Source organism: Sphingomonas sp. PvP055, from assembly GCF_040546365.1.
GTDB lineage: Bacteria > Pseudomonadota > Alphaproteobacteria > Sphingomonadales > Sphingomonadaceae > Sphingomonas > Sphingomonas echinoides_A.
The window spans coordinates 84112-97687 of sequence record NZ_JBEPNS010000001.1; the positions used below are offsets into that span (position 1 = coordinate 84112).

The window sequence follows — 13576 nt, forward strand, 5'->3', positions numbered from 1 at the left end:
CCGCTGTGTCACGCTGTCGATTGCTGCAAGTTGCTTCTGTTACGATACGACATTTTCTTGACGAAGCCGGGCCAGACGACCGCGGCCGGAGATCACGCCGCCTTGGCACTCGCCGCGCACGCCGCGCATTTGCCGCGGACTTCGATCACCGGGCGCTCCGGCGCGAAACCGGCGGCGACCGCGGCGGAGCGCACGCCCTTGGTCAGCCGGTCGTCGTCCAGATGGACGATCTGCCCGCAGGCGTCGCACACCAGGAAGATACAGTCGTGCAGGCAATCGGGATGCGCATTGGCGATGTAGGCGTTCGAACTTTCCACCCGCCGCGCCAGATTCGCGGTCACGAACAGGTCGAGGATCCGGTACACACTGTTCGCGGCGACCCGGCGCCCCTCGGTCTTCGAGACAGCCTCGGCAATGTCATAGGCCGATGCGGGCTTGTCGAACCCAGCGAGCGCGCGGAAGATGTTGGCGCGCATCGCGGTCCACTGCTCGCCCGATCGCTCTAGGGTCGCCTGGGCCGCGAGCGCCAGATCGGCGTCCTGCGGTTCGTAATGTCGGTGCATGGCCATCGCCAAGAGATAGTCCCTCCCCGCCCGCGCCGCAACGTCCGGCACGGTACGCTCAATAGGCCGCGCGACGGTTGAGATCGTGGCCGAGCGCCAGCGTCGCCACGCCGATCAGCGTCCACACGGTTTCCATCCCGTTGCCGTCATGCGGCAGCGAGATCGCCCCCGCCATCATCCCCAGCCCGGCCGCACCGACGACCGCGGGCATCATATAGCCGTGCAGGAAGATCCCACGCCCGAGCGCGAGCACGCCAAAGCCGATCGCGATCGTCAGCCCGATCTCGTGGAACAGCGGGTTCAGCAGCAGTCCGCCCGCCGATGCGGCGATCGCAAGAAAGACCGAACTCGCAATACAATGCACCACGCACAGCCCGGACAGCCCGATCGCCATATTGTCGAATCGCTGTTCGATCCACCGAAGGGCGGGAGAGGAGGCGAGCGCCGTCATACGGCGGCCCATGTGGCATAGCCGGCGCCAAGTTACAACATATCATCACGGGTCTTTTGCAACCGGACACGCGCAATCGACAATCGACGCGTGGCGCGTTGCGGCGTAGGGTGCCGCCATGCTCCAAGCATCCTCGCTTCCATCGCGGGTCCGCCCCCGCACCCTGTCGCTCTGGCTGTTCTTCGCTGCCGCTCTGGTCGTGACGATGGTGGTGATCGGTGGGATCACCCGGCTGACCGAATCGGGCCTGTCGATCACGCAGTGGAAACCGATCAGCGGGATCGTCCCACCGATCACCGCTGCGCAATGGGATGCGGAGTTCGCCAATTACAAACGGATCCCGGAATATCAGCAGCTCAACCGCGGGATGACGATGGCCGGGTTCCAGGCGATCTTCTTCTGGGAATATGTCCACCGGCTGCTCGGGCGCGTGGTAGGCCTCGTCTACCTCCTGCCGTTCCTCTATTTCTGGGCGCGCGGACGCCTGCCGCGCGGCTATGCGCCGCGGCTCGGCGCGCTCGTCGCACTGATCGTGCTGCAGGGCGCGATCGGCTGGTGGATGGTGTCCTCGGGCCTGACCAAGCGCACCGACGTCAGCCATATCCGCCTCGCGATCCACCTCGTCACCGCGCTGACGTTGCTCGGCGGCACGGTGTGGACCGCGCTAGACCTGCGCGATCTCGCCGCGACTCGACTTGCGCGCGCAGCCCGGATGCGCGCCTTTGCCGCGGCGGCGCTGATCCTGTTGTTTGCGCAGATCCTTTTCGGTGCGTTCACTGCGGGGCTCGACGCGGGCTATGCCTTCTCCAGCTGGCCGCTGATGGGGGACGAAATCTTCCCCGCCGCGACGCCGATGACCGATCCGATGTGGCGCAACGTGATCGACAATCCGATCGTCGTGCAGTTCATCCATCGCTGGCTCGCCTTTGCCGCCGCTGCCGGAATCGTCGCGCTCGGTTGGCGCGCGATCCGCGCGGGCGCGCCGAAAACCGGGACAATCGCGATCGCGCTCGTTGCGGCGCAGATCCTGCTCGGCATCGCCACGCTGCTCAGCGGCGTCGAGATCGTCGTCGCAGTGGCGCATCAGGCGAATGCTGCCCTGCTGCTGATCGCGACGGTCGCAGCGGCGCATGCCGTCGGGCGGCGCACGATCTGACGTCATCGCCCCAACGTCATCGCTGCCGGTATCCCGATACCTGTCGGGAGACCCGCCGAAACCTTGACTTTCTGGCGCAGTCCCAGCATTAGCGGCACCAACGATGCCGTCCCCCGGGGCGGCATCCGTCATTTTAGCTATGTAAGGTCACAAGCCCCATGAAGGCGCTGATGAAGACCACCAAGCCGGCATTGCCGTATGAGGTGGAGAAGAAATGGATCATCGTCGATGCCGATGGTCTGGTCGTTGGCCGTATGGCGTCGATCATCGCGAACATCCTGCGCGGCAAGCACAAGCCGAGCTTCACCCCCCACGTCGATTGCGGTGACAATGTCATCATCATCAACGCGGACAAGGTTCGGTTCACGGGCAACAAGCTCAAGGACAAGGTCTATTACAAGCACACCGGTTATGCCGGCGGCATCAAGGGAATCACCGCGGGCAAGGTGCTCGAAGGGCGTTTCCCCGAGCGCGTGATCGAAAAGGCCATCGAGCGGATGATTCCGCGCGGCCCGCTCGGCCGTCAGCAGATGCGCAACCTGCGCGTCTTCGCCGGCACGGAGCATCCGCATGAGGCGCAGAACCCCGAGGTTCTCGACATCGCCAGCATGAACCGCAAGAACAAGGTGGGCGCATAATGTCCGACAACCGCCAGTCGCTGGCTGATCTCGCCGCTCTGACCAACACCCCCGCACCTGCTGCCGCTCCGGCTGCAGCAACCCAGTCCGACGCCAAGGCCGAGGATTACATGGCCGGCAAGATCGAGGAGCCAGCCGCTCCGACGATGCCGCTCCGTGAGCAGATCCTCGACCAGTACGGCCGCGCCTATGCCACCGGTCGTCGTAAGGACGCAGTTGCACGCGTCTGGATCAAGCCTGGCTCGGGCAAGATCACGATCAACGGTCGTGACCAGGAAGTGTATTTCGCACGTCCGACGCTGCGTCTCGTCATCAACCAGGTGTTCGGCGTGACCGAGCGCGAGGGTGCATATGACGTCGTCTGCACCGTCAAGGGTGGTGGCCTTTCGGGTCAGGCCGGCGCGGTCAAGCATGGCATCAGCCAGGCATTGACCAAGTTCGAGCCGATCCTGCGCGCGCCCGTCAAGGCGGCAGGCTTCCTGACGCGCGATAGCCGTACCGTCGAGCGTAAGAAGTATGGCCGTGCGAAGGCACGTCGTAGCTTCCAGTTCTCGAAGCGCTAAGCTTCCCGAACCTCGGTGCTTACGAAGGGGCGGTCCGGCAACGGGCCGCCCTTTTGGCGTTTGGTGCAATCGCGCGTACACGATCATTCCTATTGATGAGCGCGGGTGCTTGAAGCGCTCCACTGTCCGGTCGAAAGCCGGAAAATACCCAAGGTGAACGGCCGCCATGCCAGCCGTTCGTTTCGAGCCTCGTCAAGAATTCCAGCACGACGCTGGTTTCTAGACTAGGCTCGAAACGAACGGTGAGGATTGGTGCCATTCCCTCACCACAGGACACGACCAGTGACTGACGACCCCACCCCGCCCGCAACGACGCAGACCGCCCTGATGGCCGGCGCCTCCGACGACGTCGTCGAGGCAGCGCAGGGCACGTCCAACGAACCGACCTCCTTCGCCGAAGCGATCGAGCAGGTCGGCGCCGGATCGTTGCTCGGGTATCGGCTGCAGCAACAGGCGATCCTGTCCGACTTCGGACTGTTCGCCTTGCAGTGTCGCGACAATGATGCCCTGCTCGCCAAGGCTGCCGAGATGGCTGCGGACGGCATGCGGACCGGTCTGTGCAAAATTCTCGAATATCGCCCCGAACCGCGCGACCTGCTGTTCCGCGCCGGTGTCGGCTGGAAGGCCGGCGTGATCGGCAATGCGAGCCTTGCGGCGGACAACAAATCGCCCGCGGGCTTCGCCTTCCAGAACGGGACTCCGGTCATCTCTAACCATCTGGAGGGCGAGGATCGCTTCCGCACCCCGCAGATCATGGTCGAGCACGGTGTGCGGCGGGCGATCAACGTGCTGATCTCGACCACGACCGGCGCATGGGGCGTGCTCGAGGTCGACAGCCCGAGCGCGGGCCAGTTCGAAGCGGCGGACATCGCGTTCCTCCAGGGATTCGCGAATTTGCTCGGCGTCGCGATGGAGCGGCAGGACGGCGAACGCCGCCTGGCCGAGGCGCTCGATTTCCAGAAGGTGCTCGTCCAGGAGGCGAGCCATCGCGTCAAGAACAGCCTGACGATGCTGTCGAGCATCCTTCACCTGCAATCGCGCAGCAACCCGCTGCCGGAAGTGTCGAGCGCGCTCAACGAAGCGTCGGGCCACGTCATCGCGATCGCGCGGACGCACGACCAATTGTGGCGGCAGGGCACCGGTCGGGTCGAGATGCTCGCATTGCTCGACGATCTCTGCACGAGTCTGGCGGGACAATTGCCGAGCCTGACGCTCGATTGCACGTCCGACGCAATTTCGATCGACGCGGATCAGGCGGTGGCGGTCGGGCTGCTGATCACCGAACTCGTCACCAATGCGGCAAAGCATGCGTATGGCGCGGACGGCGGCAAGGTCTCGGTCTCGGCGACCGTTAAGGGCGATTCGGTGTGCCTGACGGTTCGTGATTACGGCGCGGGGCTCCCCCCGACATTCGATCTGGGGAAGGGGTCATCGACCAGCCTCGGCCTGCAATTGATCCGCACACTGGCGCGCAGCCTGAATGGCAGCGTGGATGCGAAATCGGACGGCGGCGCACATTTCATCGTCACCTTCCCGGCTGAGGTGCGGAAGGACTGAGGGCAGCCATTGCGACCGAAGTCCTTCACGCCCCATCCGTTTCAGCCGCTCCCCGATACGTCCCGTTAGACCCGCTCGCGCGCCAGCACTGCGTCCGGCTGTGACGACATCGTCCGGCACACCACCTCGAACCGCCCGTCCGCGATGCGGATCTCGTTGAACGACGGCGGGGTGGTGCGCGTCCGTTCGGACAGCGTCCCCGCGCCGATCATCCGCACCACCTGTCCATCGACCTCTCGCGCCATGTCGAACGGGTCGTGGACGTGGCCCGTCAGCACCGCATCCGCCCCCGCCGCCGCCAGCGCGTCGAGCGCCCCTGCACCCCCGCGTGTGTTGGCCGAGGCGTGCGTGTTGGCGTCGATCAACGGGTGATGCGCCGCGATGAAGATCAGCCGGTCGTTCGGCACCGCCGCGATCAGGTCGAGCGTGCGGCGGAGCGCCCCCCGACTGACGTAGCCCTTTGACCAGTTGAGCCGCCACTGCGCCCGCGCGGTCGTCACCAGCGGCACGATCGCGACGCCCGGCAAGTCGATCGGTCGCTCGACCATCCGCTCGACCTTGCCCATCCGGCGATAGGGGCGGAAGAAGCGGTCGAACAAGTTCCAATACGGCAGGTCATGGTTGCCAACCTCGACCGTGACCGGCACCGGCAAGCGCTGGAGCCAGTGCAGCCCGGCGTCGAACTCCCGTCGCCGCGCACGCATCGTCAGGTCGCCGGTCATCACCACCGCATCGGGGCGCTCGGCATGGACCAGCGCATCGAACCACGCGACCGCGGCGGTATCCTCGCGCCCGAAGTGGACGTCGCTGACGTGAAACAGACGGATCATCGCGGACACCCCTTATTGTTCGCGCGTGGTCAGGAAAAGGTCGCGCGTCCGCCCCATACGGACCTCGCTACCCGGCTCGAGCATCGCGGGTTCGCCATCGAACAGCGCAAGCGCGGGTTTCTTGCCGGCGGTGCGGAAGCTGGTCGCGTGGCACTGCGTCACCTCCGACGCGGCGACCCAGTCCCCGGTCAGCCATTCCCAGCCCAGCCGCGTGATGCTCCGGAAATCGCGCGCGTCGATCGCCGCGATGTCGAGCCGGTCGTCCTCGGCGCGCACCAGCACCGCCTGCGCGCCGGGTTTCAGTCCGGGCACACCCTCCAGCCGGATGCCCTTGCCGAAGGTCCGGCTCCACGCATGCTTCAGCGCGCGCCCCAGACCGCGCAGGCTCCCGCTCCGCACGATCTCGCGCGCGCGGACCCAGCTCGCGGCAGGCCCGAGGATCAGCCCGACGAACGCCCGGTTCTCCCCCACTTGCGCGAACGGCAAGGCGGTCTTGTGCGCGCGGTCGTGCGCCGCGGCGATGATCTTCGCGGGATCGGTCCCGCCATGGAGCAATTTCGCTAGCAGGTTCATCGTCCCCCCCGGCAAAATCAGGATCGCGCCCTGCCAGTCGAGCAGCGCGGTCACCGCCGCGTTGATCGTCCCGTCGCCCGCGAACAGCACCGCAGTATCCACCCCCGCCGCGTCGAGCGATCGCGCGGTGGGCAGCGGCTCGTCCGGGAAAGCGGTGCGCCCGGCGAGCGTCAGCCCATGCTCGTTGCAGATCGTCTCGAGCGCCTTGGCCTTGGCGGGAGTCGCAGTGCCCGATTTCGGGTTGGTGATGAACCACACAGTCTTCATGGCCCCGCCAACGCACCAGTCCCCGAAAAGTCACGCCCGCCCCCAAGACGCCACGACAGCGCGCCGCGCCACAAAGTCCTGTCCCGACGCGCGCGCTTTGTGCAACGGTACGCCATGACCGACACGCGCGCTGCAAAACCGATCGCCGAACTGACGCTCCGCGGGATCCTGCTGGGCGGGATCATCACACTGCTGTTTACGGCCGCGAACGTCTATCTCGGGCTCAAGGTCGGGCTGACCTTCGCGACGTCGATCCCGGCGGCGGTGATCTCGATGGCGGTGCTGAGCGCGTTCAAGGACGCGACGATCCTCGAGAACAACATCGTCCAGACGATCGCGAGCGCGGCGGGGACGCTGGCGGCAATCATCTTCGTGCTGCCCGGGCTGATCATGATCGGCTGGTGGCAGGGCTTCCCGTTCGTGACCACCGCTGCGATCACGATGACCGGCGGGGTGCTCGGCGTGATGTTCTCGGTCCCCCTCCGCCGCGCGCTCGTCGTCGACACCGACCTGCCCTATCCCGAAGGCCGCGCCGCCGCCGAAGTGCTTCAGGTCGGTTCCGGCGTGCGCGGCGACGGCGACGCGAGCGGGGCCGCCGAAAGTGCGACGGGCCTTCGCATCATCATCGTCAACGCCTTCGCCGCAGCGGGGTTCGCGCTCCTTACGCAAATGAAGCTCGCGATCGCCGAGGCCTCGGTGTGGTTCCGCGCGGGGGCTGGCGCGACCGGCATTTCGGGCGGGCTGTCGTTCGCGCTGCTCGGGGTCGGGCATCTCGTCGGGATCTCGGTCGGGATGGCGCAGGGCCTCGGCATGGTGATCGGCTGGTGGATCTTGCTGCCGTATCTCACCGCGATCCACCCGGTCGCTGGCGGGGCGGAGACCTGGGCGAACACCGTCTTCCGCTCGGACGTGCGCTTCTTCGGCGCGGGCGTGATCGGCGTAGCCGCAGTGTGGACGCTGATCAGCATCGCGCGGCCCGTCATCGGCGGGATCCGCTCGGCGCTCGCGGCATCGCGCGCACGCGGCGCTGGCGAGACGCTCGCGCTCGAGGAACGCGACTTGCCGATCGGGATCGTGTTCGGCGGGTCGATCGCGGTGCTGCTGCCGATCGCCTGGCTGCTGTGGAGCGTGATCGCGGGCGGGCCGCTCGCACCCGCGGCGCTCGCGTTGATCGGCGGGGCGCTCGTCTTCATCCTCGTCATCGGGCTGATGATTGCGGCGGTGTGCGGGTACATGGCGGGCCTGATCGGTGCGTCCAATTCGCCCGTCTCGGGAATCGGGATCCTCGCCGTCATCGCCTCGTCGCTGATGCTGGTCGGGCTGTTCGGGCGCGGCACCGCGCCCGAAACCACGCAAGCGCTGATCGCCTATGCGCTAATCGTGACCGGCATCGTGTTCGGCGTCGCGACGATCTCGAACGACAATCTGCAGGATCTCAAGACCGGCCAGCTGGTCGGCGCGACACCGTGGAAGCAGCAGGTCGCGCTGATCATCGGCGTGGTGTTCGGGTCGCTGGTGGTGCCGCCGGTGCTCAACGTGCTCAACAGCGCGTTCGGGTTCGTTGGGGCGCCGGGGGCCGGTCCCAATGCGCTTGCCGCCCCGCAGGCGGGGCTGATATCCACGCTTGCGCAGGGTGTGCTGGGCGGCAACCTCAATTGGACGATGCTCAACTGGGGGATCGCCGCGGGGGTGGTCGCGATCGTCGTCGACATGCTGCTCGGGCGCGCGAAGCTGTTGCGGTTGCCCCCCTTGGCGATCGGCATCGGCATCTACCTGCCGATGAGCGTGATCCTGCCGACGGTGATCGGCGCGGTGGTAGGCTGGTTTTACGACCGCTGGGCCGACCGCACCGTTAACCCCGAACGCGCGCGCCGCTTTGGCGTGCTCACCGCGACCGGGCTGATCGTGGGGGAAAGCCTGTTCGGCGTGCTGTTCGCGTTCGTCGTCGCGGGGTCGGGGACGGATTCACCGCTCGCGGTGGTCGGCGCCGGGTTCGCGACGCCCGCGCTGATCGGGGGAACGGTGCTGTTCGCGGCGATGGTGGCAATCCTGTACCGGGCGACGATGCGGCGGGTGATTGCGCAGGCGGCGTAGCGGTCCCCGGAAGTCGGTCATAGCGTCCTGAAGCGGTTGTTCCGCTGACGCCCAATGCTGGCTGAAGGAGCCGCATTCGCTGAAAATAAACGCGGTGCCTTATTTGTCCGTGCGTCTACCATTCCATGTTGAGTAATGGCGCTGCGAACTACGTTGAGTGAAGAGCTATCGTTCCGCGCTATAAACATTGGATGTTATTCGCTCTGATACTTGCCGCGCTAGCTTCCCCCACAGACCCGCTCTCGACCACGGTTAGCCTTCAGTGCTTCGTTGGCGAGGACGTCGAACAGCAGCGATTTGCGCTTTTAATCGACCGGAAAGCGCACCTGATGACAGTAAGTAGCAACCATTTCGAGGCGACGACGATGCCAGTCTCGATCACCCCGAATTCGATCGTTGGACGTGGTCCTATCCACTACAACATGACCGGTTACGAGATCACCCTCCCGGATCTTAGAGTTCGCATGACAACGGTGCCCCATATTTGGCCTGGCCCTACGCCAACAATGGTCGCGGAGGGCCGATGCGTAGGTGACGTCCACTGACGCGCAGCAACAGGCCCGTGTAACGTCGGATACAGAAGCCTGTCATTCTCGTACCCGGATGGTCCGCTTTCCGCCAACTATTGCCGTTCAGCCTGATGCATCAGGGAGCGCACATTTCACACCTCACGTCCACCACCGTTCGTTTCGAGCGAAGTCGAGAAACCTACGCCGTGCCAAGTTTCCCGACTACGCTTGAAACGAACGGTGGGGCGTAGCGCACGAAAAGCCACCGACCGTTCTCCTGCAAAAGCAGGAGTGCAGGGCAGCAAACGCCACACGCGTAATCCTGGGTTCCGGGGCATCCCCCGTCATCCTCGCGAACGCGGGGATCCATACTGGCTGACGGCGCAGGACACGACGGGCGGTACTAATGGATTCCCGCCGTCGCGAGGCCTCCAAATAAGGCAATCGGAGATTTGATCGGCACACTCACCCCAAAAGTTGCCGTCATGCTGAACTTGTTTCAGCATCCACCGTGCAACAGGCACAGTCCGGACTCGCGGAGGGCTGGATCCTGAAACAAGTTCAGGATGACGGACGGTTTTGTAGAACGCTCGCCTCCGCGGGAATGAAGAAGAAAAGGCTTGGCGCCGCCGCCCCCTCCCCACCGTCGACCCCGAGCGGAGCAGCCCACACCGGCCACCCCACCCAAAACCGCTATTCCATCGCCTCCAGCAGCGACCCGATCGGAATGAACGCAAACGCCACCGAACTGTCCGCCACGCCATACGGCACGAACAGCGTGTCCCCATGCCGGATCGCGCCGCACGTATAGACCACGTTGGGCACATACCCCTCGCGGTCCTGGTTCGCCGCCGCGAGGATCGGCTCGCGCGTCCGGCCGATCACTTTCGACGGATCCGCCTTATCCAGAAGCACCGCGCCGATCGCGTATTTGCGCATCGCGCCCACGCCATGCGTCAGCAGCAACCAGCCCTCGTCAAGCTCGATCGGCGGGCCGCAATTGCCGATCTGCACCAGCTCCCACGGGAACGCCGGGGTCAGCAGCTTCTGCCCCTCGTCCCAATGCGTCAGCGTGTCCGATTTGAGCAGGAACAGATTCTCGCCATCCTGCCGGCCGATCATCATATACTGCCCGCCGACCTTGCGCGGGAACAGCGCCATGCCCTTGTTGCGTGCGGCCGGGCCGGTCATCGGCACCAGATCGAACGCGCGGAAGTCGCGGGTGCGCATCAGTTCGGACTGGATCACCGAGCCGTTATACGCGGTGTAGGTGCCGAGCCACTCGACCGTCCCGTCGTCATGCGTGAAGTGGACGAGGCGAAGATCCTCGAGTCCCTTCGACTGCGCGGCGGTGATCGGGAAGATCACCGTGCCCGACAGCGTCGAGTCGCGATGGCGGAACACCGTGATCGGCCCCTCGGGGAGTGTTTCCTCGTCGATCCCGACCGCGTCGGTCGCGGTCGCGAACGGCGGCTCGGGCGCGAGCTTGAGCTGGTTGCCGTCGGTGATGATCCCCTCGCGGAACGCGACCGACGAAATATGCCCCTCGCCGACCGCGCGAAGTGACATCAGGATTCGCTGCGATCCGGCGGGCATGCCCGACTGGTCGAAATGCGGCACCGCGCTCGGGTTCATCAGCGCGGCGGCGGCATAGCTGTATTCGTGGCAGAAATACGCGCCGATCAGCTGGCGCTTCTCGTCGCCGATCTCGCTCCCGTCGATCCCGAGCATGTCCTCGATCTCGTCGTAGCGCGTCATGAACACGCGCCGCGTCTGCCAGTGACGCGCCTCGAAGTCCTTGAGGACGAGTTCGAGTTCGGCCCGCGTCTGCGCCGCGTCGAGCGACATCACCGCTGCAACGATGCGCTCGGTCCGGCTTCCACCATTGCGCGACCACGCAAGGTGGAATGGCCGGACGACCACTCGTGATGGGTCTGCGTGCAACCGCAGGGCATGCTGGAACAGCTCAATCACACGTAATAGCCTCGTTCAACGCCTTCGGCGGCGTCGCGAGCGAGGCTACGCGACGGCGCTATGGGGTCCTGCCACGCTTTCCGTACGCTTTGCCAGCCCCGAAATCGTGCAATTCGCCATTTGTAGCGCCAGGATCGACTCTGCCCCCTGGTTTCGGTTGAGTCCGGTCGGCATCAATCCGTCGAAACACCCGCCATCCTGGGACGTTGCCAGCGGCAAATCGAGATCATTGGCGCCGAGATACCAGCGATACGCCTTACCCGCTTCTTCCACCCAGCGGAGGTCGTCCGACGCAAGATACGCCGCATGACACGCATCGATCGTCGCTTGCGCTTCGAGCGGCTGCTGGTCGAACTGGAGCGGCTCGGCATAGACCCGCCCGAAGCTTTCGCTGCCAACCGCGCGGAAGCGGCCCTCGGGCGAGGTCTGCTTGCCGACGATCCAGTCGAGCGTGGTCAGCCCGCACTTGACGAACTCGGGGCGATCGAGCGCGATCCCGGCGCGGATCAGCGCTTCCGGCAGACGCGCATTGTCATAGGCAAGAACGATTTCGAACCATTCCCACTCCGGACGCCGCGCGACTTCGAGCAAGGCACACAGCTCGTCGCCGTAGCGCGCAAGGATCTGCTTCGACAAAGCATGCCCCGGATGCGCATCGAGCATCGCCGCCGCCCCGAGCATCGCAAAACCATGCGCGCGCGGGGAGCCGAGCTCCATCGTGATCGACGCAGTCATGTCGAACATCCGCACCGCCCAGTCCCGATGCTTCGATGACTGCGCATCGCGCGCCGTCACGCCGAGCGCCCACAGCGTGCGACCGTTCGAATCTTCCGATCCAGTGTCTTCGCACCAGGTCCGGTCGAAGTTCATGAAGTTACGGAAACGTCGCGCCTCCGGGTTCCACGCATATTGGACGAACGATGCGTAGATCGTCATCCACTTGTCGCGCTGGACCTCGTCCATGTCGGGCATCTGGCTGACCAGCATCAGCGCGCGCGCATTGTCGTCGATGCAATAGCCGTGGCGACGATCCGGAACCGAATAGATCGAATGCTGGAGCATCCCCGTCGAGTCGCTCATCCGCTCGACCGCCGCAAAATCGGGGGTCAGCGGCGTGAACGAGGTGCTGGAGCCGTGTAACCGACGCGGCTTGGCAGCAACCATCCCGGCGATCTCGCGCATCGCGACTTCGGCGAGACGCGGCCAGATCATCGTGCGACCGCGCGCATAGGCACGCTCCTGCAACCGCGTGCGATTGCGGTCATTGCCGAGCAAAGCGATGATTTCGCGCGCGAACGCGTCCGAATCACTGAAGTCGACCAGCACGCCATGCCCATCCGCAAGGATTTCGGTCGCATGGACGTACGGCGTCGAAACGACCGCCTTGCCCACGCCGACGGCGTAGCTGAGCGTGCCCGAGGTGATCTGCGCCGGGTTCAAATACGGCGTCGCGTAGATGTCGGCCGCCTGGAGATAGTCGATCAATTCGTCATGCTCGAGAAAGGCATCGATGAACTGGATGTTGTCCGACACGCCCAGCTTCTCGGCGAGCGCCTTGAGGCCATCGCGATACTTCTCGCCCTCATAGGCGACGAGGTTCGGATGCGTAGCACCCAGCACCGTGTACAGCGTCTCGGGATGTGCGGCGACGATCTTGGGCAGCGCCTCGATCATCACTTCGATTCCCTTGCCCGGCGCGAGCAGACCGAAGGTCAGCACGACCTTGCGCCCTTCCCAGCCGAAGCGCGGCTTGAGCGAATCGGGCTGGACGAAATCGCGATCCGGCACGCCATGCGGGATCATCACGATCGACCGGCCACTGGCGCCATAGACGCGCTCGAGGATTTCCCGGCCGCGCTCCGCCATCACGACGACACGCGACGCACGTTGCAGCAAACCTTCCATAACTCGACGCTGATCGGCGTCAGGCTTCTCCAGAATCGTGTGCAAAGTGACAATAACCGGCAGCGAAACGCGGTCGAGCAGCGCCAGGATATGCTCCCCGGCGACCCCGCCGAAGATGCCATATTCGTGCTGCAACCAGATCGCCTGCGCCCCACTCGCCTCGATTTCGCGCGCGGCATCGAGATACGCGCTGCGGTCCTGATCGGGGATGCTGCGCGTCACTTCGGGCGGATATTCGTACCGGCCGGGGTGGTCATCCATCGCGTAAATATCGATGTCGAGGTCGGGAAACCGACCCTTCAATGCGGTAAACGTGTCCGTCGTATATGTTGCAAGGCCGCATTTCCGAGGCAGGAAATTGCCGATCAGTGCAAGGTGATCGATCGGGGTCACGACATCTGCCAAGTGCACCATGCTCGTAATCCTAAGAGTGAAAGGGGGAATTCCCCTCAGCTGTCACGAAACGAACGGCCAAGTTTCAATATGGTTGCAGAAA

Annotated in this window: 11 protein-coding genes; 5 read left to right on the forward strand and 6 right to left on the reverse strand. The window is 64.9% G+C overall.

The features are described 5' to 3' along the window. Nucleotides 1–92 precede the first annotated feature (92 nt). The gene (locus ABIC16_RS00410; protein ID WP_354289645.1) at nt 93–569 is read right to left on the reverse strand and encodes a Fur family transcriptional regulator; all 477 of its coding nucleotides are present in this window, start codon (nt 567–569) and stop codon (nt 93–95) included. A gap of 52 nt (nt 570–621) precedes the next feature. Beyond that, complete coding sequence (locus tag ABIC16_RS00415) at nt 622–1014, reverse strand: MerC domain-containing protein (protein ID WP_277970979.1); 393 nt, start codon at nt 1012–1014, stop codon at nt 622–624. A 118-nt stretch (nt 1015–1132) separates the two neighbouring features. Between ABIC16_RS00415 and ABIC16_RS00420 the strand changes: the two genes are divergently transcribed. The 4 genes from ABIC16_RS00420 (at nt 1133) to ABIC16_RS00435 (ending at nt 4928) form a co-directional block, all read left to right on the forward strand. After that, nucleotides 1133–2170, forward strand: a complete 1038-nt coding sequence (locus ABIC16_RS00420; RefSeq protein ID WP_354289646.1) for a COX15/CtaA family protein — start codon at nt 1133–1135, stop codon at nt 2168–2170. A 158-nt stretch (nt 2171–2328) separates the two neighbouring features. Beyond that, nucleotides 2329–2808 carry a 50S ribosomal protein L13 gene (gene rplM / locus ABIC16_RS00425; protein ID WP_010162051.1) on the forward strand — a complete coding sequence of 160 codons (480 nt, stop codon included), beginning with the start codon at nt 2329–2331 and terminating at the stop codon, nt 2806–2808. Next, nucleotides 2808–3371, forward strand: coding sequence for a 30S ribosomal protein S9 (gene rpsI / locus ABIC16_RS00430; RefSeq protein ID WP_354289647.1), 564 nt, complete (start codon nt 2808–2810; stop codon nt 3369–3371). Before rplM ends, rpsI begins: the two co-directional genes overlap by 1 nt. 282 nt (nt 3372–3653) lie before the next feature. Next, nucleotides 3654–4928 carry a sensor histidine kinase gene (locus tag ABIC16_RS00435; protein ID WP_354289648.1) on the forward strand — a complete coding sequence of 425 codons (1275 nt, stop codon included), beginning with the start codon at nt 3654–3656 and terminating at the stop codon, nt 4926–4928. 65 nt (nt 4929–4993) lie between these two features. On the opposite strand, the gene ABIC16_RS00440 is transcribed toward ABIC16_RS00435, so the two are convergent. Next, a complete protein-coding gene (locus tag ABIC16_RS00440; protein WP_354289649.1) occupies nt 4994–5758 on the reverse strand; it encodes a metallophosphoesterase family protein in 765 nt (254 codons plus the stop codon). 12 nt (nt 5759–5770) lie between these two features. Beyond that, nucleotides 5771–6598 (reverse strand): diacylglycerol/lipid kinase family protein, encoded by an 828-nt coding sequence (locus ABIC16_RS00445; RefSeq protein WP_354289650.1) that lies wholly within the window; start codon nt 6596–6598, stop codon nt 5771–5773. A gap of 114 nt (nt 6599–6712) precedes the next feature. On the opposite strand from ABIC16_RS00445, the gene ABIC16_RS00450 reads away from it, so the two are divergent. Then, nucleotides 6713–8692, forward strand: a complete 1980-nt coding sequence (locus ABIC16_RS00450; RefSeq protein ID WP_354289651.1) for an OPT family oligopeptide transporter — start codon at nt 6713–6715, stop codon at nt 8690–8692. 1202 nt (nt 8693–9894) lie between these two features. Here the strand turns inward: ABIC16_RS00450 and ABIC16_RS00455 are convergent. Together ABIC16_RS00455 and ABIC16_RS00460 are read right to left on the reverse strand one after the other, a co-directional pair. Continuing rightward, nucleotides 9895–11175, reverse strand: a complete 1281-nt coding sequence (locus ABIC16_RS00455; RefSeq protein ID WP_277970957.1) for a glycoside hydrolase family 130 protein — start codon at nt 11173–11175, stop codon at nt 9895–9897. 45 nt (nt 11176–11220) lie between these two features. Continuing rightward, on the reverse strand, nt 11221–13494 hold the full coding sequence (locus ABIC16_RS00460) for a glycosyltransferase family 4 protein (protein WP_354289652.1): 2274 nt from the start codon (nt 13492–13494) through the stop codon (nt 11221–11223). Nucleotides 13495–13576: the final 82 nt, after the last annotated feature.

Coding starts and splice junctions, on each gene's coding strand:
- ABIC16_RS00410 (WP_354289645.1), bottom strand. CDS start 569: ATGGCCATGCACCGACATTACGAACCGCAGGACGCCGATCTGGCGCTC.
- ABIC16_RS00415 (WP_277970979.1), bottom strand. CDS start 1,014: ATGACGGCGCTCGCCTCCTCTCCCGCCCTTCGGTGGATCGAACAGCGA.
- ABIC16_RS00420 (WP_354289646.1), top strand. CDS start 1,133: ATGCTCCAAGCATCCTCGCTTCCATCGCGGGTCCGCCCCCGCACCCTG.
- rplM (WP_010162051.1), top strand. CDS start 2,329: ATGAAGGCGCTGATGAAGACCACCAAGCCGGCATTGCCGTATGAGGTG.
- rpsI (WP_354289647.1), top strand. CDS start 2,808: ATGTCCGACAACCGCCAGTCGCTGGCTGATCTCGCCGCTCTGACCAAC.
- ABIC16_RS00440 (WP_354289649.1), bottom strand. CDS start 5,758: ATGATCCGTCTGTTTCACGTCAGCGACGTCCACTTCGGGCGCGAGGAT.
- ABIC16_RS00445 (WP_354289650.1), bottom strand. CDS start 6,598: ATGAAGACTGTGTGGTTCATCACCAACCCGAAATCGGGCACTGCGACT.
- ABIC16_RS00450 (WP_354289651.1), top strand. CDS start 6,713: ATGACCGACACGCGCGCTGCAAAACCGATCGCCGAACTGACGCTCCGC.
- ABIC16_RS00460 (WP_354289652.1), bottom strand. CDS start 13,494: ATGGTGCACTTGGCAGATGTCGTGACCCCGATCGATCACCTTGCACTG.